Source organism: Flavobacterium sp. RHBU_24, from assembly GCF_046613695.1.
GTDB lineage: Bacteria > Bacteroidota > Bacteroidia > Flavobacteriales > Flavobacteriaceae > Flavobacterium.
The window spans coordinates 1-23,580 of sequence record NZ_JBKJHD010000012.1; the positions used below are offsets into that span (position 1 = coordinate 1).

At 41.8% G+C, this 23,580-nt stretch carries 28 protein-coding genes, 4 tRNA genes and 1 pseudogene; 11 read left to right on the forward strand and 22 right to left on the reverse strand.

Annotation, left to right across the window (positions count from 1 at the left end; genetic code table 11):
- Positions 1–270: 270 nt before the first annotated feature.
- The 3 genes from ACLI09_RS12320 to ACLI09_RS12330 all read left to right on the forward strand — a co-directional run bounded on the left by ACLI09_RS12320 (position 271) and on the right by ACLI09_RS12330 (position 556).
- Positions 271–343, forward strand: a tRNA-Gly gene (locus tag ACLI09_RS12320).
- A gap of 22 nt (positions 344–365) precedes the next feature.
- A tRNA-Leu gene (locus ACLI09_RS12325) sits at positions 366–451 on the forward strand.
- A 32-nt stretch (positions 452–483) separates the two neighbouring features.
- A tRNA-Gly gene (locus tag ACLI09_RS12330) sits at positions 484–556 on the forward strand.
- 157 nt (positions 557–713) lie between these two features.
- On the opposite strand, the gene ACLI09_RS12335 is transcribed toward ACLI09_RS12330, so the two are convergent.
- Positions 714–795: transfer RNA gene (locus ACLI09_RS12335), tRNA-Leu, on the reverse strand.
- Positions 796–941: 146 nt separating this feature from the next.
- On the opposite strand from ACLI09_RS12335, the gene ACLI09_RS12340 reads away from it, so the two are divergent.
- From ACLI09_RS12340 to ACLI09_RS12355, 4 genes are all read left to right on the forward strand, one after another.
- Positions 942–2,330, forward strand: a complete 1,389-nt coding sequence (locus ACLI09_RS12340; protein ID WP_411419931.1) for a dipeptidase — start codon at positions 942–944, stop codon at positions 2,328–2,330.
- A 324-nt stretch (positions 2,331–2,654) separates the two neighbouring features.
- Positions 2,655–3,191: an RNA polymerase sigma factor gene (locus ACLI09_RS12345; RefSeq protein WP_411419932.1), complete on the forward strand. Its 537-nt coding sequence runs from the start codon at positions 2,655–2,657 to the stop codon at positions 3,189–3,191.
- Positions 3,191–4,375 (forward strand): energy transducer TonB, encoded by a 1,185-nt coding sequence (locus ACLI09_RS12350; RefSeq protein WP_411419933.1) that lies wholly within the window; start codon positions 3,191–3,193, stop codon positions 4,373–4,375. The genes ACLI09_RS12345 and ACLI09_RS12350 overlap by 1 nt, the downstream gene beginning before the upstream one ends.
- Positions 4,376–4,740: 365 nt before the next feature.
- Positions 4,741–5,841 (forward strand): DUF4407 domain-containing protein, encoded by a 1,101-nt coding sequence (locus ACLI09_RS12355; RefSeq protein WP_411419934.1) that lies wholly within the window; start codon positions 4,741–4,743, stop codon positions 5,839–5,841.
- 69 nt (positions 5,842–5,910) lie between these two features.
- On the opposite strand, the gene ACLI09_RS12360 is transcribed toward ACLI09_RS12355, so the two are convergent.
- The 10 genes from ACLI09_RS12360 to ruvC all read right to left on the reverse strand — a co-directional run bounded on the left by ACLI09_RS12360 (position 5,911) and on the right by ruvC (position 12,202).
- Positions 5,911–6,150 (reverse strand): hypothetical protein, encoded by a 240-nt coding sequence (locus ACLI09_RS12360; protein WP_411419935.1) that lies wholly within the window; start codon positions 6,148–6,150, stop codon positions 5,911–5,913.
- A 16-nt stretch (positions 6,151–6,166) separates the two neighbouring features.
- Positions 6,167–6,922 carry an enoyl-CoA hydratase/isomerase family protein gene (locus tag ACLI09_RS12365; protein ID WP_411419936.1) on the reverse strand — a complete coding sequence of 252 codons (756 nt, stop codon included), beginning with the start codon at positions 6,920–6,922 and terminating at the stop codon, positions 6,167–6,169.
- Between the two features lie 8 nt (positions 6,923–6,930).
- Positions 6,931–7,299: a hypothetical protein gene (locus ACLI09_RS12370; protein WP_411419937.1), complete on the reverse strand. Its 369-nt coding sequence runs from the start codon at positions 7,297–7,299 to the stop codon at positions 6,931–6,933.
- Between the two features lie 57 nt (positions 7,300–7,356).
- Positions 7,357–7,725: an MmcQ/YjbR family DNA-binding protein gene (locus tag ACLI09_RS12375; protein ID WP_411420039.1), complete on the reverse strand. Its 369-nt coding sequence runs from the start codon at positions 7,723–7,725 to the stop codon at positions 7,357–7,359.
- Between the two features lie 62 nt (positions 7,726–7,787).
- On the reverse strand, positions 7,788–8,141 hold the full coding sequence (locus ACLI09_RS12380) for a DUF4260 domain-containing protein (RefSeq protein WP_411419938.1): 354 nt from the start codon (positions 8,139–8,141) through the stop codon (positions 7,788–7,790).
- A 26-nt stretch (positions 8,142–8,167) separates the two neighbouring features.
- On the reverse strand, positions 8,168–8,932 hold the full coding sequence (locus ACLI09_RS12385; RefSeq protein WP_411419939.1) for a cyclase family protein: 765 nt from the start codon (positions 8,930–8,932) through the stop codon (positions 8,168–8,170).
- A gap of 115 nt (positions 8,933–9,047) precedes the next feature.
- The gene (gene hemW / locus ACLI09_RS12390; protein WP_411419940.1) at positions 9,048–10,181 is read right to left on the reverse strand and encodes a radical SAM family heme chaperone HemW; all 1,134 of its coding nucleotides are present in this window, start codon (positions 10,179–10,181) and stop codon (positions 9,048–9,050) included.
- A gap of 85 nt (positions 10,182–10,266) precedes the next feature.
- Positions 10,267–11,157: a DUF6252 family protein gene (locus tag ACLI09_RS12395; protein WP_411419941.1), complete on the reverse strand. Its 891-nt coding sequence runs from the start codon at positions 11,155–11,157 to the stop codon at positions 10,267–10,269.
- 162 nt (positions 11,158–11,319) lie between these two features.
- Positions 11,320–11,646 carry a cupin domain-containing protein gene (locus ACLI09_RS12400; RefSeq protein ID WP_411419942.1) on the reverse strand — a complete coding sequence of 109 codons (327 nt, stop codon included), beginning with the start codon at positions 11,644–11,646 and terminating at the stop codon, positions 11,320–11,322.
- A 4-nt stretch (positions 11,647–11,650) separates the two neighbouring features.
- Positions 11,651–12,202 (reverse strand): crossover junction endodeoxyribonuclease RuvC, encoded by a 552-nt coding sequence (ruvC, locus tag ACLI09_RS12405; protein WP_411419943.1) that lies wholly within the window; start codon positions 12,200–12,202, stop codon positions 11,651–11,653.
- A 23-nt stretch (positions 12,203–12,225) separates the two neighbouring features.
- Between ruvC and ACLI09_RS12410 the strand changes: the two genes are divergently transcribed.
- The gene (locus ACLI09_RS12410) at positions 12,226–13,164 is read left to right on the forward strand and encodes a hypothetical protein (RefSeq protein ID WP_411420040.1); all 939 of its coding nucleotides are present in this window, start codon (positions 12,226–12,228) and stop codon (positions 13,162–13,164) included.
- Between the two features lie 73 nt (positions 13,165–13,237).
- Here the strand turns inward: ACLI09_RS12410 and ACLI09_RS12415 are convergent, their stop codons facing one another.
- The 3 genes from ACLI09_RS12415 to ACLI09_RS12425 form a co-directional block, all read right to left on the reverse strand.
- Positions 13,238–13,717 (reverse strand): hypothetical protein, encoded by a 480-nt coding sequence (locus ACLI09_RS12415; protein ID WP_411419944.1) that lies wholly within the window; start codon positions 13,715–13,717, stop codon positions 13,238–13,240.
- A 253-nt stretch (positions 13,718–13,970) separates the two neighbouring features.
- Positions 13,971–14,279 (reverse strand): hypothetical protein, encoded by a 309-nt coding sequence (locus tag ACLI09_RS12420; RefSeq protein WP_411419945.1) that lies wholly within the window; start codon positions 14,277–14,279, stop codon positions 13,971–13,973.
- 83 nt (positions 14,280–14,362) lie between these two features.
- Positions 14,363–15,331 carry an App1 family protein gene (locus ACLI09_RS12425; RefSeq protein ID WP_411419946.1) on the reverse strand — a complete coding sequence of 323 codons (969 nt, stop codon included), beginning with the start codon at positions 15,329–15,331 and terminating at the stop codon, positions 14,363–14,365.
- A 68-nt stretch (positions 15,332–15,399) separates the two neighbouring features.
- On the opposite strand from ACLI09_RS12425, the gene ACLI09_RS12430 reads away from it, so the two are divergent.
- The gene (locus ACLI09_RS12430; protein WP_411419947.1) at positions 15,400–16,281 is read left to right on the forward strand and encodes a diacylglycerol/lipid kinase family protein; all 882 of its coding nucleotides are present in this window, start codon (positions 15,400–15,402) and stop codon (positions 16,279–16,281) included.
- A gap of 22 nt (positions 16,282–16,303) precedes the next feature.
- On the opposite strand, the gene ACLI09_RS12435 is transcribed toward ACLI09_RS12430, so the two are convergent.
- Entirely contained in the window at positions 16,304–17,449 is a 1,146-nt protein-coding gene (locus ACLI09_RS12435; protein WP_411419948.1) for an 8-amino-7-oxononanoate synthase, read from the reverse strand.
- 84 nt (positions 17,450–17,533) lie between these two features.
- Positions 17,534–18,022, reverse strand: coding sequence for a DUF1761 domain-containing protein (locus tag ACLI09_RS12440; RefSeq protein ID WP_411419949.1), 489 nt, complete (start codon positions 18,020–18,022; stop codon positions 17,534–17,536).
- 319 nt (positions 18,023–18,341) lie between these two features.
- Here ACLI09_RS12440 and ACLI09_RS12445 point away from each other — a divergent pair, with 319 nt between their 5' ends.
- Positions 18,342–18,701, forward strand: a complete 360-nt coding sequence (locus ACLI09_RS12445; protein ID WP_411419950.1) for a hypothetical protein — start codon at positions 18,342–18,344, stop codon at positions 18,699–18,701.
- A gap of 198 nt (positions 18,702–18,899) precedes the next feature.
- Complete coding sequence (locus tag ACLI09_RS12450; RefSeq protein WP_411419951.1) at positions 18,900–19,733, forward strand: IS982 family transposase; 834 nt, start codon at positions 18,900–18,902, stop codon at positions 19,731–19,733.
- On the opposite strand, the pseudogene ACLI09_RS12455 reads toward ACLI09_RS12450, so the two are convergent.
- The 6 genes and pseudogenes from ACLI09_RS12455 to ACLI09_RS12480 all read right to left on the reverse strand — a co-directional run.
- Positions 19,627–19,920, reverse strand: a pseudogene (locus tag ACLI09_RS12455) (TPM domain-containing protein); the annotation flags it as partial. The gene ACLI09_RS12450 and the pseudogene ACLI09_RS12455 sit on opposite strands and share 107 nt — an antisense overlap.
- Positions 19,921–20,020: 100 nt before the next feature.
- Positions 20,021–20,920 (reverse strand): IS982 family transposase, encoded by a 900-nt coding sequence (locus ACLI09_RS12460; protein WP_411419952.1) that lies wholly within the window; start codon positions 20,918–20,920, stop codon positions 20,021–20,023.
- 487 nt (positions 20,921–21,407) lie between these two features.
- A complete protein-coding gene (locus tag ACLI09_RS12465; protein ID WP_411419953.1) occupies positions 21,408–21,779 on the reverse strand; it encodes a hypothetical protein in 372 nt (123 codons plus the stop codon).
- Between the two features lie 104 nt (positions 21,780–21,883).
- Positions 21,884–22,273 (reverse strand): hypothetical protein, encoded by a 390-nt coding sequence (locus tag ACLI09_RS12470; protein ID WP_411419954.1) that lies wholly within the window; start codon positions 22,271–22,273, stop codon positions 21,884–21,886.
- A 199-nt stretch (positions 22,274–22,472) separates the two neighbouring features.
- Complete coding sequence (locus ACLI09_RS12475) at positions 22,473–22,835, reverse strand: hypothetical protein (protein ID WP_411419955.1); 363 nt, start codon at positions 22,833–22,835, stop codon at positions 22,473–22,475.
- Between the two features lie 53 nt (positions 22,836–22,888).
- Positions 22,889–23,572, reverse strand: a complete 684-nt coding sequence (locus ACLI09_RS12480; RefSeq protein WP_411419956.1) for a HEAT repeat domain-containing protein — start codon at positions 23,570–23,572, stop codon at positions 22,889–22,891.
- Positions 23,573–23,580 lie beyond the last annotated feature (8 nt).

Below are 23,580 nucleotides of genomic sequence, written 5' to 3' on the forward strand. Positions count from 1 at the left end.
CGAAGCGCGGCAATCTCATAAGGTTTATCCTGAGATTCTTCACTCTGTGCCTCCGTTCAGAATGACAAAGCGTACCTACTTTGTGGCACCTTGCGAAAAAATCTTTTGACACTTTTACAAACTTTCACTTTTAAGCAAATCGTTATCAATAGGTTATCATAGCAGCACTTCTTTAAGGCGAAAATTCGTTTAAAAACTCTTGCAGGTATAAAAAACCTATGTATATTTGCAACCGAATTAACCGGAACCGGTTAGGCTTTTTGAAATAACGCGAAAATAGCTCAGTTGGTAGAGCGCCACCTTGCCAAGGTGGAGGTCGCGGGTTCGAATCCCGTTTTTCGCTCTAATAGATTACTACCTATTATGCTTGAGTGGTGGAATTGGTAGACACGCTGGACTTAAAATCCAGTGGGCAGTAATGCCCGTGCGGGTTCAAGTCCCGCCTTGAGTACAAAATCAAGGCTTTCATTAGCCTTTTTTACTGCGAAAATAGCTCAGTTGGTAGAGCGCCACCTTGCCAAGGTGGAGGTCGCGGGTTCGAATCCCGTTTTTCGCTCAGAAGTAAAAATCCCTTAGCAGTTATGTTGAGGGATTTTTTGCTTCTAGCCATATTAGTATTGATCCGGTTTTAGTATTGACCCTCCAAGATATTGATTTTAACAAAATCACACCAAAAATAAAAAAGCCCCTGATTTCTCAGAGGCTTTTGTTTGTGCGGGTGAAAGGACTCGAACCTTCACACCGTGAGGCACCAGATCCTAAGTCTGGCGTGTCTACCAATTTCACCACACCCGCAGGCTGATAATAAAACCGACAGTGTTTGTTTCATTATTACGGGTGCAAATATACGGCAGTTTTCGACATTCGCAAGCAAAATCTGCAAAAAATTATTATTATTTTTTCTGTACATTTGACTTAAAATCGTATATCTCTCATAATAAATGGATAACATTAAAAATTATATCGGCCAGAATAAAGACCGGTTTATAAATGAACTTATAGAATTGCTTAAAAAGCCCTCGGTAAGTGCCGACAGCGCCTACTCACAGGACGTAATAGAAACTGCCGACGCCGTACTTGCATCGCTTAAAGCCGCCGGCTGCGACCACGTAGAGCTTTGCGAAACTCCCGGCTACCCTATTGTGTATGGCGAAAAAAACATAGACCCTAACCTGCCTACCGTACTGGTTTATGGCCACTATGACGTGCAGCCTGCAGACCCAATAAACCTGTGGACCTCTCCACCCTTTGAGCCCGTTATCAAGAAAACCGGGCTGCACCCGGATGGCGCCATTTTTGCCCGTGGCGCGTGCGACGATAAAGGCCAGATGTACATGCACGTAAAAGCGCTGGAGTATATGGTGCAGAGCAACACCCTGCCGTGCAACGTGAAGTTTATGATAGAAGGCGAAGAGGAAGTGGGTTCACCAAGCCTCGCCTGGTTTGTAGAGCGCAACCAGCAGAAGCTTAAGAACGACGTGATTTTAATATCAGACACCGGGATGATAAGCAACACCCAGCCCAGCATTACTACGGGCCTGCGCGGCCTTAGCTATGTAGAAGTTGAAGTTACAGGACCTAACCGCGACCTGCACTCCGGTTTATATGGCGGCGCGGTGGCTAACCCTATAAACATACTGGCCAAGATGATTGCCCAGTTGCACGATGAGAACAACCACATTACCATTCCCGGTTTTTACGATAAGGTTGAGGAGCTGAGCCGCGAAGAGCGCGATGAAATGGCTAAAGCGCCGTTTAGCCCCGATGCTTACAAAAAAGCGCTAGATATAGAAGATATATATGGCGAGGCGGGCTATACCACTAACGAGCGCAACTCCATTCGCCCAACGCTTGATGTAAACGGCATTTGGGGTGGCTACACCGGCGAAGGTGCTAAAACGGTTATTGCCAGCAAGGCATTCGCCAAAATTTCGATGCGCCTTGTTCCTGCCCAGGACTGGAACGAGATTACCGAATTGTTTACCAAACACTTCACTGCCATTGCCCCTAAGGGCGTACGCGTAAAAGTGGCTCCCCACCACGGCGGCCAGGCCTACGTAACACCTATAGACAGCATAGGCTACCAGGCGGCGGCTAAGGCCTATGAAGAAAGCTTTGGCATAAAGCCGATACCCGTGCGCAGCGGTGGCAGCATCCCCATAGTGGCGCTGTTTGAAAAAGAGCTTAAGAGCAAAACCATCATGATGGGCTTTGGCCTTGACAGCGATGCAATACATTCGCCAAACGAGCACTTTGGCATCTTTAATTACCTTAAAGGCATTGAAACGATACCGTTGTTCTACAAACATTTTGTGGAACTTTCTAAATAGTAGGCAGTGTTCAGTGGCAGTAGGCAGTAGCTTCACTCTTGCTGCTCACTCTCACGCAAAGTCCCTAAACCCTCTTCTAAAGGGAGGAGCCGAGAACGGGTACAGTATGTTATGGGTAAGCATTTCCGATGAAGCTGCTCCCTCTCCTTCGGAGAGAGTTGGGGAGAGGATAACGACGAGTGAAATTCCTAACAACCGACAACTAAAAAAAATCTGCCCGCAAGGCAGATTTTTTTACCCTATTCCAACCCTAATTAAAAAGCCCGCATCTTTATTAAAAACGAGGACACAGAATCGTATCATTGTAGTGAATTAAATAATTAAATGACCGAAGCCCAGCTTGTTTCCGGCTGCCTGCAGCACGACCGAAAAACTCAGCACCAGGTGTATACCACATTTGGCGGCAAGGTATTGGGTGTATGCAAGCGGTACATGAAAGACCACGAGCGGGCCGAGGAAATGGCCATGAACGCGTTTCTGGCGGTGTTCCAAAAAATAGGGCAATACAAAAACGAGGGTAGTTTTGAAGGCTGGATACTGCGCATAGCAGTTAACTGCTGCCTGATGGAACTGCGTAAAAAGACCAATTTTACCAATGAGGTACCTGCCGAAAGCGTTACAATACAGGATGATGCCTCTGCAGAAATCCTGTTGCTGGAAGGCGACATAGAGCAGATGCTTAAAATTTTGCCCGATGGTGCCCGTGTAATATTTAACCTGTATGCCATAGAAGGTTACAAGCACACCGAAATAGCAGAGCAGCTGGGCATTAGCGAAGGCACGAGCAAAAGCCAGCTGAACTATGCCCGCGAAAAGCTTAAGAAGACATTTTTCAACACAACCCAGCAAAACCTCCGGTGATGGAACATAATGACATAGATAAGTATTTTAAAGAACGCGCTCCTCAATTTGACGAGCAGCCGGGCGACGCGCTGTGGGCAAAAATTGAAAGTGGGTTAGATACCCCTGTACCAAAGCAAGGTGGGGAGAGCGGTTACGCTTTAAACAAGTGGGTATGGATTTTAAGCGGACTTGTAGTAACTGTGGTTGCTACGGCGTTCATTTTCATAAATTATTTCGGTTCGGAAAGCGACAGTTGGTTAAATACTCCAAAACCTGAAATACTACATGAAGGAGACAAAGTGAGTACAGCGACTGAAGGCATTTGGGAACAGCCTGTCGATACCGTAAAACCAAAGATATTGGCAAAAAAACCGGCAATAGCTGCTAAGGAAACAAACAATGGTGTAGCCAGCCGCAAAATAGCCCCGAACCCTACTGAAGATACCCTCCCAAACGGATTAATGAGAGATGTAAATGTCGCCGCACCCAAACCTACACCTGAACACCGCAAAATAAAAATCAGCGTGCAGGAGAGCGAGAAACGTACCGTGATTATATTACGCGAAAAAGTATCTCAGCAAAAATTTGATAGTATAGTTGCTGCAAGCCAAAACCAGTATAAAGATAAGTCCGGCATGCAGCTTATAGTAAAAGGGTTTAACGGGATGATACACCGCAGCACCATAACCCAAACGGGCGGCGAGGTAGAATCGACCCGCGACAGCATTACAACACAGCCCAAAAGTAAACGTGCCGTAACTGCCAAAATGATAACCACAAAAGACAGTATAAGGAATGAAAGCGCAGAATTTGTGCCAAGGTATGATTCGGTTACTGATACTTATTATGTGCAATACGAAAACAGGGACAGGGCGATAAATGAGCCTGTTTATACCGCCCAACTTACTGTGCAGCCGGAGTTTCCCGGGGGTATATCTGAATTTTTTCGCTTTGTAGACAACAATTTTGAATACCCGGAGTCCGCCAATCAATCACCCGCCAAAATTTATGTTTCGTTTATTATAGAAACTGACGGCAACATTTCAAACATTAAGGTACTTAAAGATCCCGGCAATGGCCTGGGTGGCGAGGCAATACGCGTACTTAAACTACTTACCACTAAATGGAAACCCGGAGAGGTAAAAGGGCAGGTAGTGCGTACCGCTTATTTTATCCCCCTAACAGTTTATATTAAACTTTAATAACTTAACCTAAACAACCTTCAGTACTAAAATTGTTAAATTTTCCAAAAGAATGTTGTCGTCATATTGCCAGATCCGAGGCCGAGCGTACGCTTAAAACGATGACAAAAAAATGGACACCCTGCAAAAAAGACGGCAAAGCGGTACGCACCTCATATGCCCTGCCAATAACCGTAAATGTTCACAAATAGTTTGAGTTATTAGTTAGATAACTAAATCCGCTTGCTGTAAGGCAAGCGGATTTTTATTTCAAACCAAAACATATCAGCCGCTTACAACATTCGCAGCAAAAAACACGTTATCTTTGCAGTAATCAATCGTGCCCTCATCAGGCATTTATTACAATCATCAAAAACGAAGTTATTATGCTGAAACAATTTTTTATCACCTGCTCCGGCGCCGATAAACAAATCATCACCTCCTGTGCTAATGGGGAACAGAACAAGTATGCCGGTATAGGCGCCACCGTGTTTTTTACCGCCCTGCTGGCCTGGATTGCCGCTGCCTATGCACTTTACACGGTATTTGACAACGTATACCTCGCTACATTTTTTGGCTTTATCTGGGGGCTGCTTATCTTTAACCTTGACCGTTTTATCGTGTCTACCATACGCAAGCGCGATAAGTTTGGGCAGGAACTTTTGCAGGCCACACCGCGTATTGTGCTTGCCGTGATTATTGCCATTGTAATTTCGAAACCTTTGGAAATAAAAATTTTCGAGAAAGAAATCAATGCTGAAATACTGAAGCAAAAAAACCAAATGGCCATTGCTAATAAAAAACAAGTTTCGGATTTCTTTAAAACAGACCTTGATAAAAACAAGGCGAAGACCGACAGCCTGCAAAGCGAGATAAACAAAAAAGAAAAGGAAGTAAAATCGCTTTACGATTCTTTTATTACCGAGGCTGAGGGTACTGCCGGAACCAAAAAAATGGGTAAAGGCCCCATCTACAAAGAAAAGCGCGCCCAGTATGATATCGCCGTTACACAGCTGGACACACTACGCAAGCGCAACCAGCAAAAAATTACCGAAAACGACAAGCTGGCCAAAACCCTGCAAACTGACCTTGATAAAAAAGTAGCGGACACCCAGCCGGTTATCGACGGTTTTGACGGGCTTATGGCCCGTATAAATGCGCTGAACAAACTGCCGTTTTTACCATCGTTATTTATTATGCTGCTGTTTTTAGCCATAGAAACATCGCCTATTATTGCTAAGCTGCTTTCGCCGAAAGGGGAATACGACTTTAAGCTGGAAGATGCCGAAGCAGCCATTCGTACCAACCTTGCGCAAAATACCCACCAGCGCGAACTGCTGCGCACTACCGATGCCGGTATTTATGACGATGTGTATGCCGAGATTCGCAGCGACCGCGAACTATACAACTATAAGAAAAAGAAAGCCATAGAAATGCTGGAACTGCAGGCCGACCGCTTTAGCGAAAAGCAGAAAAGCGTAATGTAGCAGACCCAGATTTTTTATTTAATCCGTTTCAGTATTCTAGGGCCAAGAATATTGAAACGGATTAAAATATTAAACCCCATCTGTTTGCGAAAAATATTCTGTAGCATGTTCCTGCGATTTAAAAAAATCTTCCTTAAAGTTCTCATAAGGGTATTGCTTATAAGCCTCATTCAGCTGGCAAACTACCCCTTTAAAGGGCGAGAAAACCGGGCGTACTTTGTAATATTTAAAAAGCTCTTCAAGCTCTAAAGCAAGTTGCTCAGTTTCACTATCGGTTTTAATTACAATGGTTGATGTGGTGTAGCTCATGTTTGGTTATGATTGCTTATTTTGGGTTAAAATTATGCAGGGCATTTTTCGTAAAATCGCTCAGCACCAGAGAACCACTCATTTGAGCACGTTCGGTAAGCAGGGTGTCCCAGTGCTCAGTACCTGCCCAGGCGGCCTGTTTCAGGAGCTTCATGGCTTCGGGATTATAGGTAGCGAGTTTTTGTGCCAGGGTTGCTACAGCATCATCAAGCGCTTCTACTGTTTCAAAAGTATCGGCATACAGGTTTTTATCCTTAGCCCACTGGGCATCATAAAATTCGGTGGCGTTCATTGTCAAGTGCATAAATGCCGACGTTCCTATCTTTCGCTCTACGGCGGGACTTATTACAAACGGGCCTATGCCTATGGTTAGTTCGCTCAGTTTTATGGCAGCGGCTGTTGTAGCCAATGTATAATCGGCCGCGCAGGCCAGTCCTACACCACCGCCCACAGCCTTGCCCTGTATGCGGGCCATAATGAGTTTTGGCACTTTGCGCATTGCGTTAATAACATTCGCAAAGCCCAAAAAGAACGCCTTCCCGTCCTCTTCGTTGGCTATAGATAGTAATTCGTCAAATGATGCGCCGGCACAAAATGCCCTGTCGCCCCCGCTTTTAAGGATTATCACTTTTACATCGGCATCAGCGCCTGCGGAGGTAATATCGGCCGCAAGGCGTGCCAGCTGTATACCGGGCATAGCATTGCCCTGCGGGTGAAAAAATGCAATTGTGGCTATACCGTTATCAATTTGCGTTTTTACAAATGGTTCCATAGTGTATATTATATACGGCTTGCCACATCATTGCGTAGCTGGTCGAAGTCGGCCTGGCTTATTTCGCCCTTCTCAAGCAGGGCCTGGTAGTTTTGCAGTAGCACCGCAAGCTGTTCATTGTTAAGGGCATCGAGGGTGCCGGGCGATAATTTTTTAGATTCCGGTTGTTGTGATACCGTAGCCTTTGCTTCTATATATTCCTCTTCATCCGCATCAAATCCACCACTTATTATCTCGCTCACCTTCTTATCTTTTACTACAGCCGCAGCTTTATCTTCATTATTAATGTCTACGGGTTTAGGTACCGCAGGCGGCTCTGCATCATGTTTTGCATCTTCCACAAATTCCCCGGGCAACTTTTTCTCTTCTTCTTTCATAACATTTTACGTTTCAGTGGTTTTACCAAAGTTACCAAACACCATTGAATTAAACCCTTAATTTTTATCCAAAATTTCAGCTTGCAACTTTTTAGTGAGGCTGCTAAAAACCATTTCATACGAATGGCTTATCAGTTCCCGCAGTAGCTTTGCAGGCACATCGCTTTTTACGGTTACGGTATTCCAGTGTACCTTGCTCATGTGATAGCCGGGGTTGATGCCGTCATACTCTGTGCGCAGTTCCAGCGCGCGTTCAGGCTCACACTTAAGGTTCATGGACGCATTGCCCCTTTCCCACCCGTTTAATGACGAGAGCGCAAACATCTTTCCGCCCACCTTAAAAACCAGGGTATCTTCATCAAACGGAAAATGCTCGGTAACGCCTTTTTTTGATAGACAGAAGTCGTAGAAGTCGGTTATTGTCATAAGGTCAAAAGTCATAAATTTTTAAAGTCTAGTTGCAAGTTTAGTCTCTCATCTAACCATCTTCATTGTTTCCCCACTTCCCCCAAGTGCGTAAATTTAAATCCTTTTTCATATTTCAGGCCGTACCCAAACATCCTGTCCATACTGCTGTGGGCAAAGAGCATTACTCCGGCCAACTGCAAAATTACATTTCCGGAATATAAGCCCGCAAGCAAAACTACAATAGCAACCGCCCTATGATGAAAAAAATTATATACCCAGGCACCCACACGGTTTCCGGCAAGGTAACCCAGCATAGATAAATCGGGTACGAGTATTAGTACTAAAAACCACCACCACGCAAAAGGCAACAGGCTAAACCCGTAAATACCCACTGCAAACAGGGCAGCTTCCTCAAGTTGGATAAGTTGTTTCATTCCACTCAAAATTTAGCAGTTAAAATTTAAAATAAATTATAAAGTATGGGCTTACTGGGGCTGGCATCATTTTCAAAACTGGCAATCTGTAAATTCAGCAAATAAGCGCCATCGCTTACATCATCAGGCACCAATATCATTTCGGTTATGGTAGCCTTATGGCGGGCATCGGCGTTCAGGTTGTTTATATCGGTAACGTTCCAGAACGCTTTGTGGGCCAAAAGCCTGCCTTCATCTTCCTCACGGTCTACGCTGGGCAGGTCGATGAGCAAATGTTCTATACCGCATTCGCAGATGTAGGCCGCCGCGGCTTCCTCAAGGTAGGGCGGATTGCTGTGGCTGTAATTCCTGTGTTTTTTATCTTCAGTATTTGGCAATGTCCTGATGACAAGCGCCTCAGGTAACCCGCCATTCAACGCCTGCTCGATCTGCGCTTTGGTAATTACCAAATCGCCCTCCTGCGCTTCCGGCGTTACTGAAATAACTTCCGCAATAAAAAAGAAGGTTGTAAGCGCTTTGTTCACGCTGTAAAAATCGCGGGTTATGTGCCCAAAACATTCAGTATGGGTGCCGTGCGCGTGGGGGTTAAAGGCGATGTTGTTAAAGTTAGTAGACGAACCTTCGGCCACGCTGCCCACCCAGTTGTCCATCGCCACGGGGCGGATAATAGGCTGTTCCAGGTACCAGGCTATGGGGTTTTTGCCATCGGCGGTAATGGGCAGTGAAATATCTATAGGATTGGAAAGGTCGGCTTTGTAGGTATTGTCTTTATGTTCTATAGTTATCTGCATATCTGTTTTAGTATAGGAAGCTATTTCACAGAGTAGCTCAGAGAAGTCACAGAGTTTCACAGAGAAAAATTCTCCGTGTATCTATGTGAAACCTCCGTGTACCTCTGTGCAATAACTATTTCAAATTTACAAAAAACAAATCGCTTGCCAGCCCATCGGCCAGGAACTTTCCGGCGCGGGTGGTTGTAAGGATATTATTTTCAAACGAAAGCAGCCCCTGCTGTACAAAAGGCGTAGCCTCTTTCAGCAAATAATCTGAAAACTTATAGCCAAATTCTGCCTGAACCCGCTTTGCATCCACGCCCCAAATGGTGCGCAGGCCGGTCATTACATACTCGTTATAGCGGTCGGTTACCGTGAGTTCTTCCGTTTCCAGCGGGAGCTTGTTTTCCTGAAGTGATTTTAAATAAAGGCTGTTATTGGCCACGTTCCAGCTGCGGTGGGTGCCGTTGTAACTGTGTGCCGACGGGCCTATACCCAGGTATTTTTTACCCAGCCAGTAGGCAGTATTGTTTCTAGAAAAATAGCCGGGCTTGCCAAAATTTGATAATTCATAATGCACAAAACCCTCCTGCATTAGCCTGTCTGCCAATAGCAAAAACTGTTCGTGTGCAACGGCATCGCTTGGAGCGGCAATAATGCCTTTTTTTACCAATGTATGCAATGCTGTTTTAGGCTCTACCGTAAGGGCATAGCTGGATATGTGCGGCACGCCGAATGCCAGTGCCTGTTCAACATTCTGCATCCAGCGCTCGTTGCTCATACCAGGGATGCCGTAAATAAGGTCGAGCGTAATATTATCAAAATTCTTCACGGCTTCGGTAAGGCATGCTGCCGCCTGGGTGGCGTTGTGGGCGCGGTTCATCATATTGAGGTCTTCCTCAAAAAATGACTGCACACCAATGCTCAACCGGTTAACCAGACTATTTGATAGTTCGATTATTCGATTGTCCGAGAGGTCGTCGGGGTTGGCTTCAAGGGTAATTTCGGGATTGGATATAACCGTATGGTTCGCATACACGGAATCCAGCAAAAATTGCAGCTGTTCGTTAGTTAATACCGAGGGAGTGCCGCCGCCAAAGTAAATGGTTTCGATAACTTCGCCACCAAGTTCTTCCCTGCGTAGCACTATTTCTTTGGCTAAAGCTAACACCATTTCGTCCCGGTTTTTCATGGAGGTAGAAAAATGGAAGTCGCAGTAATGGCATGCCTGCCTGCAAAACGGTATATGGATGTAAATGCCCGCCATGTTATTTAATTCGGTACAAATGTAACGGTATTACAACCAATAAAAAAGCCGGGGAAAATCCCGGCTCTAAATAGTATTGTGTATTTTAGTAATTTTCGTATGCGGATTTAAATGTACCGTTAGTTACCGTAACAGTGGCTCCTGTGAGCGGATTAGTAGCCGTAAAACTAAACGTACCCGAAAGAAACGTATATTGAGGGCCTACTGTTTTATCGCTTATGGTAAGTGCGCCATTAGACACCACACCTTCTGTAGGATAGCCCAGCTCCGGATCGTATACATAAAATTTCAGGCTGTTCATGGCTCCTGTATTTCCAAAAGAATATGTACCTTCAGCCGTAAGGTCGTGGTTAGTAATTAGGGACAGCTCATATTTATCATCGCTTACAAATAACAATTCAAGGTCAGATCCGCTAAAAAAACCACCCGTTTGGATATTTTGAGTAGAATACCAGTCTTGTCCGTTTATTTTAGCATCAAAATGAAGCCCGGCAACCTGCGGTTCCTGATCAGTATACACCACTTTAAAGTTTCCTGAAACGGTATTAAAATCAGATGTTACATCATATTCCTCATCATATACTTTTCCTGAAAACGTGCCTTCAATGGTTTTGTTTTCTTCGTCTATTTCAATAAGGGTAAAAGTAAAAAATTCAGATTTGTTGTAGTAAAACCCTGCCTGCCAGTTAGAGCTGGTAATAGCGATTACTTCGCCTAAATCGCCATACTTATTAAACTCTATTTCAATGCTCTGCTGCCCATTGGCAGTGGTGGCATTTACCGCAAAACGGTCTTCAGAACGAACGGCCTGTAAAATAGTAACAGGTACGTCCTGGCCATCGTAAGTATAATCAAAATGTTCTTCAACCAGGTTGTTATTTTCATCTGTAGATGAATTATCGTTATCTGAACACGACGCAAAAAGAGATACGAACAGCACAAGCGCGGCTGCCCTTAATACATTAAGTTTTTTCATATTAATATTGGTATACGTTAGTGCGGCAAAAGTATAATTATTTATTAACACATCCCCGCGATTTTTTAATTAAACTATACCAATACTGGCTTTTTGCTAATTTGACAATTTATATACCGTATTATTAAATATCTAAAAAACATACTTACTTATCCTCCTACATTATAAAAAATCTTCACGGTGCGGGTTAAATACGTCTACCAGTAGGCCTGCCTCCAGGCACACCACGCCATGTACAAAATTGGGGGCTACAAAAAACGTGTCGCCGGCTCTTAATACTTGCTTTACACCATCAACCTCAACTTCAAATACCCCCGAAGCCACATAGCTTGCCTGGGTATGCACATGGTGGTGCAGCGTGCCTACGGCACCTTTTTCAAAAGCTACCTTTACCATCATAAGGTCGTTGTTGTAACCGGTTACCTGGCGGGTAATTCCTTCGCCTACTTGTTGCCAAGTATTATTGGCTTCTATAAAAAATACTGCCATACTATCATTTTAACTTGTCCTGGTTTTGTTTTACAAAAGCATCCCAGCCGCTATAGCTTTTACTGCCCACTACTTTACCACTGTTAAAAAAGTGGCATACCGCTGCTGCGAGTCCATCGGTACTGTCCAGGTTCTTGGGGAGTTCTTTTAAGCCCAGCAACTGTTGCAGCATCTTGGCGACCTGCTCCTTGCTGGCATTACCGTTGCCGGTTATGGCCATTTTTATTTTCTTGGGTTCGTATTCGGTTATGGGTATCTGCCGCGACAGCCCCGCCGCCATGGCCACCCCCTGCGCCCGGCCCAGCTTGAGCATGCTCTGTACGTTTTTACCAAAAAAAGGTGCCTCAATAGCTATCTCATCCGGATGGTGGGTGTCGATGAGTTCTATGGTGCGCTCAAAAATAAGTTTGAGCTTCAGGTAATGGTCGTCGTACTTGCTGAGTTGTAACTCATTTAATTGTAAGAACTGCATGGTTTTGTTAACCACTTTTATGAGCCCAAAGCCCATAATTGTGGTGCCGGGGTCGATGCCCAATATAATACGCTCGTTTGCCAATGTATTTTAATTACTTTTGCCGGATGAAAGCCCTGCCCCACAAAACTAAGCAATTGTTTGTTTTTATAGCCAAACTTTTAATAGTGGGCAGCGCATTTTATTTTATCTACATCCGTCTTGCTAACAGTGGCCAGTTTGACCTTACCCACCTTAACGAAGGCCTTAACTCTGCGAATGCCGCGTTATACATTTCGCTGATATTACTGCTTACTATACTGAACCGCTTTTTAGAGATACTGAAATGGAAGGCACTGGCCACTACGCTACAGCCCATATCTTTGGGCCAAAGCGCGGCACAGGTTCTGGCAGCGGTTACGGCTGCCATTTTTACCCCAAACGGCCTGGGCGAATATGCCGCTAAAGCCTTTTATTATAAAAAAGAGGACGCAAAACAGGTTATCTTCCTTAACCTGATATGCAATGGCGTACAAATGATTATAGCCGCAGTGGCCGGGCTGGCGGGGCTTATTGCTTTTAACGCGTTGTATGATGTTATCCCTACAAAATTGCTTGTGCTTATCCTGGCTGGGATATTCGCTGTAACAGCGCTAATTTTCGCTTCACGAAACATTACTATAAAAGGCTTTTCACTTAAAAAACTTGGCGAAAAAATAAACGAACTGCCTAAAAATGTACACCGCGGCAACATGCTGTTAGCCCTGTTGCGCTATGGCTGCATTATCCACCAGCATTATTTATTGTTTGTGCTTTTTGGGGTAACCATCCCCTACCCGATAATGGTAGCGGCCATATCAGGCATTTACTTTTTAGGGTCAGCGCTGCCTAACTTTACGTTTATCGACTTTGCCGTGCGCGGCAGTGTGGCGGTATATTTTTTCGGGATACTGGGGGTAAACGAATGGATAGTAGTGCTGGCGGCTACTTTGCAATGGCTGCTTAATATAGTGCTACCGGTAGTGGCGGGAAGCTATTTTGTGCTTACTTTTAAAAGAAAAGTATAGCGCAGCTATTTCACAGAGGTTCTTAGAGTGAACTCTGTGGCTCTCTATTTATCCAGTGAAATAAAATTAAAACCTACTGCTCCACATCTAAAACAACCGGCAGTATAAACTGGCTGGTAACGGGCACCCCTTCTTTTTGCGCGGGCTCCACTTTAGGAAAGTCTACCAGGCGCGCCTTTATGATGCTGTCTATTTTATTATGGTCATACCCCAGGCTATCTGAGGTGAACTGCGGTTCAAACAGCAGTCGCGAATCGGCAAATACGGTAACCTTTACCTTTATGGTATCTACCCCGGGGTACATCAGCGCTATGGTATCGGCGCTGAGCTTCTGCTGTATCAGTTGGCTCATGGTCGTAAAAAAGCAATCTTTGCGAAGGCTCTTGTCGGTTATTACCTCGCATTCCGCTACAGAGGGGTACATGCTCACCTTAGTGGTATCAAGCTCTGTAAGGCGCTGTTGCAGCAAAGCGTCTTCATCGGGCACCTGTTTCTCAAAAAAACGGCAGGACCCAAGCAAAAACAATAGCGGCAGGAAAAATATTATTTTCATCAAAATTATAAGCGCTTATATGGCATCCCAAAAATACATAAAATTATTTTAGCGATTTTGAATGACAGGCGGTACAAAGATAAAACACGGCAACAACCTGCCGCATACCACTTTGTTCTAATGTGAGTATAACTTTTTGTAAATGTATAAGGTAAAATCGGACTCAATAGCGTTAAAACAATAAACCGCGGCAGGTTGCCACGGCTTATTAGTGTATTTACATGTCAATGCCTAAATTATACTGGAATGCTGCTTATTCCTTTCTTTCTATGGTAACCTCTTTTTTGGTTACAATCACATCGTTTTTACTGTCGCCATCTTTGCTTTTTATACTTACGCCATCTTTGCCAATACTTACTGATGTACCATCCGGATCTTCAGGAACTGCGGTGGTGGTAGTGGTTGTAGTGGTAGAGCTTGATTGCACTTGTGGCTCAGGAGCCGGGGCGGGTGCCGGGTTCTCTACCGGCGGCGGCGGTGGCGGTGGGGGTGTTGTTTCTTTGTCTTTGCAGGATGCCATAAGCATAAGGGCAAGTCCCGATAGTATCATTGCTTTTTTCATAATAGTTACTATTTTGTATGGTTATTTCTTACAATAAAGGTAATGTATTATAAAACAGGTTTTCCTTAAAGTAAACATAAAGTTTACTGTATCAGCCCTATGCGTTTTGAATGCGCAATAGCCTCTTCGCTGTCTTTAAAATAGCAGATGGACACGCCTATCGATTCTATATTTTTAAGGGCCGCAAGGGCTTTAGCTTTTTTCTGGCTGCCCGTCTGGCGGATATAAACTGCCTTTACAGTGATGGGAAATATCTTGCAGATGTCTTCGTATAAAAAAGGGTCGTGCTGGCTGTCGTCGCCCAGCAGGGTATACTTAAGGTGCGGATAAAACTCCAGTATGTGCTTTATTTTGTCAAACTTGTGGTTGTGGTTGCCGCGGCCTGTAACTAAGAAATCCGTCAGGCTGGTTTTTATGTCTTTAAGCAATAATACCGCGCGGGGCAACTCGTGCTTCTGGGTAAACTTGACGATAAAATTATATAGGTTCCACTCGCTGCTCGATACATAAAAAAAAGCATTCATCTCGTCTTTCTTATTCCTCCCCGCCGTGCTGAGCGCCTGATAATGCGGCACCACGCCTTCAAATATCTTGCGCTTGTTGATGTTCTTAAAAAGCAATATGTAAATTTTCTTGAAAAAATTCCGAGTATGCGAAACCAAAAATGTATCGTCAATATCCGATATAAACCCGAGGTTACCGTCATACGGCCGTATGTAGCTGCCCTTCTCACGAATTTCCCCGCCTTTATAGTATATGCTCACATAATAATCTCCCCAACCGTGTTCCAGCTCCTCCTCCAGCGGTATGCAGAATTTAAAATAGCCGTCATCCAGTGTTTTGGTCATTATCTTTTTACCGTTGTGCTCCAGGTACACTTCGGTATTCCCGATGGTTTTTACCCGGTACATGTTTAGTATAGATTGGGCATTTTTAAAGCGCTTTTTTTCAAACTCGTAGCTGTTTGCCGTGTTTGGCTTAAATACATGCCCAAAGACTATAAATTCCTGGTCGTTGGCATAACCGCGATACAGTTTTAAAATTGGCTTCATTAAACTTTAATATTTAATAAGTATTGTTACGGTTGATTTTACCTAAATTTATTCAAAAAAAAGGACAAATGGGCAGCCCAAAGAAATTTTTACTTATAATTAACCCTATTGCGGGAGATAACGATAAAACAGCGCTTACAAACAGTGTGCGTGAGTTTGCAGAAGAGCAGGGCGTTGCACTTATTGAGTATGAAACAACAGGCAAAGGCGATGAGGCATCAATAACCGGTTTGTATAACGAGCATAAGCCCCAGCGTATACTGATAGCCGGGGGCGACGGTACTGTAAAAATGGTAGGCGAAACCCTGGCGAATAAAAATGTAATACTGGGTGTGCTGCCCGCCGGCAGCGCTAACGGGCTTTCGGTAGACCTGGGCTTGCCTGCCGATGTGCTGCAAAACCTTGAAGTGGCTTTTAATGGTCGTTATATAGCAATGGATATGGTAAGCATTAACGACAAAAAGAGCCTGCACCTGAGCGACCTGGGCGCTAATGCCGAACTGATAAAAAACTACGAAGAGGGCAATGTGCGGGGCAAACTGGGCTACGCGCTAAAGGCCTTTACAACTATTAAGGAACTGGCGGACCCGTTTCAGGCGAAGATTGAAGTAAACAGGCAGATTATAGAAACGCAGGCGCGCATGATTGTTATAGCCAACTCGCAGCGCTATGGCACAGGGGTAACCATAAACCCAATAGGCCGCATGGACGATGGCAAGTTTGAAATTGTGATATTAAAAACCCTCGACCTGCTGCTGATAGGCAAAATAATAATGGGTAATATCCCGGTAGAGAATGATGAGAACGTGAAGATTATTTCTACCGAAGAAGCTGTGATAACTACAAACATCCCGGTAAGCTTCCAGATAGACGGCGAATATTGTGGCATGGAGCAACGGCTGGATATAAAAATACTCAAGCAGCAGATGCGGGTAGCGGTACCCGATTAATCCGGTACATTTTTAATGCCTGCTAATTTTTAAACGGGTTACGCTGATGCCAGGTGACCACGGGATCGAAATAAGTAAATATACGTTTACGGAAAAAATTAATCAGCGGGTTGGTATGTTTTATAAGCCCGTATACATTTTCTGCCCGCGCCCCTACCGAGCTTTTTATCTCCATGGCGCTGCGCCCGTAAATAATATGGCTGAATTGTTTTTTCATGGCATATCCTGCCATATCATACAGCATATTAAGGTACAGCATTTTTTCTTTCTGTAGTGCGGCATCATAACCCAGGAAATAGGTATCCATATCGGCGCCGTTTTTTATCAGTGTATTAAACCCGATAAGTTTCCCATCGAGAAAATACCCATAGAATAAAAAATTTTCGCCCAATGCCTTTTTAAATGTATAGAAATGATTTTCAGGCAGATGAAAAGTATTAAAGGATGCATTGCCTGCAACGGTAATGTAGAGCCGCTGTATGCACTCATTGTGTTCCTGTATATCTTCGGCACTTAGTTTTCGCTTTTCAATACCGGCAGCTTTTTTACGTGCGCGGTTGTACTGGGTGCGGTATTTGGTACTCAGGTCTAACAGGTAATCATCTATACTTTGCCAGTTAGCGCGAATGTCAAACACCATATTTGGCTGCGTACAAAAGCGGTAATAGCCTTTAAATCCGGCGGCATCAAAAGCAGGCCACTCGCTATTGCTGAAATCTTTTATGGCGAGAATGTTAATGCGCACATGGTTTTTGCGGTAGTGCCCTTTTAATTGCTTTATTGACCCTTCCAGCAGCTTAAGTGCTGTAACTTCGTCTATGGTACCATTAAGCACATACGCGTTTTGCCCAGTAAGCATGTTATTACCTATAACCAGCACCTGGGAGGCAAACTTTTTAAAGAGGTATTCCTTAAAGCAAAAGCCGCGTTCGCCGGGTGCAAATGTATTTACCTTATCAAGGTTAATGTACTGTGCCACGGCAATACCCGCCAGTGCGTTATTCTGGTACAGGCCTATAAAATGGGCATTAAGGTTTTGCGGGGCCGACTGTTCTAAAACACTTAAGTAAGCCGAGGATAAAAAAATATTGCGTTGTGCCAGCACGTCCCAGGTATCAGGAAGTTGTGCTGTAGTATCATATATAATATAGTGCGCTGGTTTTGCCACGGATTTAAATAAGGTGAATCCTTGTTCCATTTGTCCTTTCGTCGAAATGGAACAAAAACAGCTTCACCATGCAAAAGTACACTTTTATTCCCACGCGCAAAGTATGCCCCCCATTAAGGTAAAGCATACGATCCAGTAGCCCGCATTTATCCAGATGTATTTTGCGCTCTTCATTTCGAACAGCGAGTTGGTCCCTATTATAGGCAAAGCCAGAAACAGCCCGGCCATAAAGCCGTGTAGCATACCATGCTTAAAGGTACGGTAAGCGTGGCCATAATCAGCCATAAAAGCCGCATAGCTGGGTTTAGCGCTATCTACAAGCATACCTCCGCCTACCATGCTAAATGCACCCATTTGGTGTATTACTATGGTTTGCAGCACCATGTTTGCCATAAGGGCAAACAGCAGGGTAAGGCCAAATATTTTAAACATGTTTGCCGTTTTAGGGGCGTCGGGGCTTACGCCTGCCTCACGCATCCAAATGGTGCCAAAAACTTTAGGATTGTACCATATAAAGCCTACCGGCAGTACTACCAGGGTGGCCACTAAAAAGGCCCAGGGATTTACTAACATATATTTATTTGTTTTTTGGTTATAACAAATATAATGATTTATCTTATTATATTACAACGACTTGCATCTGAAACCAAAATGCAACAAAGCAGATAGCTTTAACTTTTTGGAGACAAATAAAATTATTTGAAGCGGATTTTAGTAATATACGTAGAGACTCGAACTTCCTGGCTTTCTCAACATGTCAATTTCAAACGGGCCATGAAAGCGCTTTAAATGTAAAAGGCTTATTTAAACGATTTTTACACGTTTAAATAAGCCCTAGTGACCATCATCGGGAACACTATAATACAATATTGCCCTTAACAGGCAGGTTCAGGTGGTTGTAGATAATAATATTATTTGCAGCAGCACACTAAGCGCATTTTTTGCCAACTTCGTCCCGCTATCCGCTTTACCCCGCAGAAAAAGCGGGGGTGCCGCTGCTATCGGGGCTAAGGGGGAGAAGCCGTTTTCTTATTTACAAGCTAACGGTTTCCCTACCGACAACGCACCCAGTACCCATCTCAAATACGATATAGTGGACAGCAAGTTTATGACAGGCATACACAACAACCATAAGTGCAACGTACCTGTTGGCTTTGGTGCTTTGGGGTTAGTGGGTGCGGTTTTGCAGGGCGTGGTGGCTTTGGTTGTAATGCTAATAGAAGGTATATGGTGGGCTTTAAAAAAACTATAACACAATCAATAGATTGTCCTTATATCATTGTTACAATATTTGACTCAATTGCAATACTTTAAGGATCATTCTCATTGTTTAATGATTTCAATAATACATTTTTTTATACCTAAATAATTCAAGTTGCTAATTAGAAAACAAAAAAGTAAGCACCAAAAGTGAGAAATTTGGTTTACCACAACTAAAACACTCACCGGTATGATGCTTACAAGAGACAAAATTATTTCTATTTTTTGTTTAATTGATGATATTTTGAAAGGAATTGGACACCAAGAAGATATAAGGCGGCAAGTAAGTGACAGCGAAATTATACTAACCGCTATTGTTTCCTCCACGAGTTTTTATGGAAACCATTCCTCTGCTATTGAGTTTATGAAGCAATATGATTCTATACCCAACATGCTTGACAAAAGCAGGTTCAACCGGAGGCTCCATAAAGTTGGCAGATTGCTTTATGATTTATTTGAAAGTGTTAGTGCCTATTTTAAAGATATCTGTTGTGAGCTTCATTACATTATTGATTCTTTCCCAGTGGCAGTGTGTAATAATATGAGGATTGCAAATTGTAAAATACTTAAGGATAATAAATGGAGAGGGTACACAGCCAGTATGAGGAGTTATTTTTATGGTGTAAAGGTGCAATTGCTTACGACAAAAGACGGTATACCAATAGCTTTTCACTTTACACCTGGCAAGACAGCAGATGCAAAAGCATTAGGCAAGATGATAGATAAATTACCCGCAGAATCTTCAATATATGGAGATAGCGCTTATTTGGATTATGGACTGGAAGATAGTGCTTTGGAAAGAAAAGCAATTTTGTTGAAAATCCAAAGGAAGTCAAACTCTAAAAGAATAGATACACTGGAACAAAAACTTGAAAAATTAAAAATGAGAAAAAGAGTAGAAACAACTATCAGCGATATTAAGAAACTATTTCCAAGAACAATACATGCCGTAACATTGGAGGGATTCCTAATAAAGCTAACACTATTTGTTTTTGGATTGCAATTAAGCAAAGCACTAAACTAGCAACTTGAATTAAATAGTATTCATCCTCTTTAAATTTAGGAATTACTGTATCTGAAATTATTTCGTTCGCCTGAATCTCAAAGAAATTTTTCATCCCCTTACCTAGCGTAAAGGCAATTTTTCTTTTCTCTTTGCTAAACACAATTAGGATTGTTTTACCATTATTGTTTTGGTCAATGTCCATCTTTTTGCTAAGTCTGACACATAGTTTTGAAAACTTATGTTTTCGTTATATGATTTTACAGAAAGAAGTAGAATCTTATTTTGACTGGTAGAATCAAATTTTATTAATATAACCCGTTGTGCATTTTAAATAATGCTGATTTAATATTATTGATATTCTTGTTAAAGATAAATTTGTTGATGTACTGCACTACAGTTACAGCAGTTATCTTTGACAGGATTCTTGTTTTATAACCTTCGAAGGATTTTGCATAATTTCTTTTTATCATAAATTGGTCACATAATTGCGAGAAAAATGTTTCTATCCTTTTTCTGGATTTTCTAAATACATAGGGCTGCGGTATATAGTTATGTTGATTCTTACGCATTGGAACCTCTAACCTTATTTGACAGCTCTCAAAAAGATTAAGTTGTTGTCCCGAGGATAAATACCCTCTGTCGCCCAGTAATGTACAGTTTTTAATCTGATGCTGAATATCCTTTAGATACTGTATATCATGCACAGAATCTGCTGTAATTTCAAGACTTTTAACCACCCCATTAAAAGAACATACCGCGTGCAGCTTATAGCCATAATAATGTTTTGATTGTGCAGCGCAGTAGCCTTTATTTGGATAACTCAAAGATGATTCTTTACAAATTCTACTTCTTGATGAACGTGATAACTTACATATTTCTAGAGGCATGCTATCCACAATAAAGCAATCTTCAAACTCATTAAAGCAATCCGACAGGCGTTGTCTTAAATGTTCCAAATACGGAAAAAGCTTGCGCTTGCGTCTGTTATAAACACTACGTTCTATTTTTAGTTTCAGAAAATCAGGCAATAATCTAAATAAATGGTTCTCACTATCAATAATCATGTATTCTGCTGTCAGACAAAGGCTAACAACTTCAATGTCCTTCAATTTGGGAGTTCGCCTTTGATATGGCAAGACATTTTCTGAAGCGAACCGATATAAAACTTCTAAAATTTTCTCGTAATTTGCTGTAAAGTTGTGCATCTGAATTGTTGTGTAGGAACTTCAATTTACTGCTTTTTAGCAGTTTGCACAACTTTTACTTCCCTAAATCAATATGCACAACGGGTTTATTATATATATATTTATATTATGGCCTTACCCCATATTGTGCCCATTTTGAAGGCGGTATCGAATTAATTTTATTTAAAAGATTAGGCAAACCATGTTGGTTAACTAAATTTTGTTCCCAAACTCTAGCGTGTTTTTGGTTAAGCTCATCGCATTTTGGGTAGTTTCAAAATCTAAAGCAGGCTTAGGTCACTTTTGCATCCTATTTCTTTTTAAGCATATAATAACATAGAGAGGGAACTATTATTAAGTTTTCATAATAATTTACTTAAAATCAGGATAAACAAAATTAAACTTACCCGTGTTTATTCTTTCTACAATAGCATAGGGTGGAATAACAACCCCTATTTCGGCTTGCCTATTTTCACCTTCCAATTTTCCTATATCAACAAATTTCTCGTTAATCTTCCATACATACCAAATTATATGATATTTTAATCGGTTCCTCTCCAACTTTGCTTCCTGAATCATTTGTATCTCTAAAAATAATATTATTTATATCGGGGAAAATATCATGTTTGCCATCTTTATGGAAAAAATTACGCTTAACCCCAATATTTATCATTGTATGTGCGTGAAAATCTATTTCGCTTGAAAGAAGTTCAGGATAATTTATGTTTTCATTTAAGGAATACTCTTTTTTAAAAACCCTAATCACATCACTGTTTAGTTGTGTCAAATCATTAGCTATATATTGAAAGTATTTTTTATTTCCATTAATTAATTCTACGGAAAAGATATCTCCAACTTTTGTTATAACTCTTTTTGTCATATTTTTATATTAAATTAAAGCCCAGTTAAGCCCACTTTCACGGCTGTTAATTATGGGTTGAAACATAAAGCAAAGAGATGTTTATATATATACATTACTCAATATTATAATGTGAGTTCCGAACTTTTTAACTTTGCAATCTTCTTGTCTTGTTTGTTTACCTCTATTTGCTTCAAAAAGATATCCTTTTTAACTATCGCTATCTTCAAGCTTTGCAGCCATTCACTTACATTTACTCCACAAGCTTTAAAATGGTCTACGTCCCAACTTCTTTTATTAATTTGTTCCAATATACTTTGAGCTTCTTCAACAGTTAATGATAAAGCGATTTTGAGTTTTGCCTCTTGAAGTACTGCCTGTAAGTAAGAGTTAGGGGCTGCACTTAGCGGTGGAGTTTTGGAATATTCATCAAATACTGCTGTTAATTTTTTAAAAGAAATATCCCCTTCAAAACAATCAGCGATATTAAAAAGCTTTTCCCCAGAACGATACATGCAGTAACTCTGAATGGCTTCTTAATAAAGCTGACTTTGTTTGTGTTTGGATTACAGTTAACTAAAGCTATTAACTAGCAACTTGAATTATATAGTTTATTCTGAGTATAAAAAGACAGTTGAGGAAAGGCATTTTGCCAATCCTCAATCACTTTCTTTTTAATTGTTTTATCTATTGCCATTTTAAATTAAGGTCTGATTAATTGTATCGTATACCCTGGAAAGCTTGACTATTACTCATTACCGCGTTACCAAACTTAAAATCATATATTGTCTTAGTACTATGATTGACTACATCTAAAAATCCTTTCCCTGTTGGACCGTTAAAATAGTTGCTCCCCAAACTTAGATTTCCTCCAAACCTACTTTGATAACGTATCAAAAGGTTTTTAGCATAGGTATGTTTTAATGTTCCCGCAACATTTCCAGTTTCTCCGATTGCAGCTTCGGCCTTTTGCGCGACTTTCGTTAAAAGTTTCAATTCAGTCATTCCTGCATTGGCAACTTCGGAGCCTTCTACAAGTGCTACAGTTGTCTTTTCAAATTCAGTTACCACATTCATAGCTTAATAGTAGCTATGGTGCCGTCTTCCATCAACACATATTAAAAAACTTCTTATCCAATTTTTTTCAAAGCTTTGCTTGCTTCCAACCTGACTAATGAATTCATACTTTTATTTAATTCTATGATTTTTTCTTTAGCTTTTTGTGATCTTAGCATTCCCAAGGCGCATATTGCTTGTGGCAAGACTTGTTCATCAGCTAATAAGCTAATTAGCATTTCTTCACTTTGCTGTGTTTTTACTGTGCCTAATGCAACAACTAATTGGCTGCGGCTCCACATATTACTTTTATCGGCTACTGTATTAAGTATCCAATTAACATCCTGTGATGTCATTGTATTGGCTATAGCATAACCTATAACCCATCGTAAATTATCTTTCTCTTTGGGCGTTTTTTCATATTCAGCTATCAGTGCTGAAGTTGCTATACCTTTTGCTTCCTTTACTATTAAGGCTCTTACTATTCCTTCTTTAACTTGATCAGAATAATTTAACCTCAAGTGTTTCAATAAAATTGGAATAGCCGTAGGATATTTAACTTTGGTATTTACTAAATCCCAAATGGAAGTAATTTTTATTCCGATATTTGAAAGTTCATAAGTAAGAGTCTGATGCTCTTTAGCTCGCTCAATTTCTAGTTTTTTAGATAGGAGTAAACTTTCTTCTATTTCCTCTTTAGTTCTCGGTTTTCCAACTAATTCATTCCAACGATTCTCAAGTTTTTCAAGTTCTGTCATAAAATATT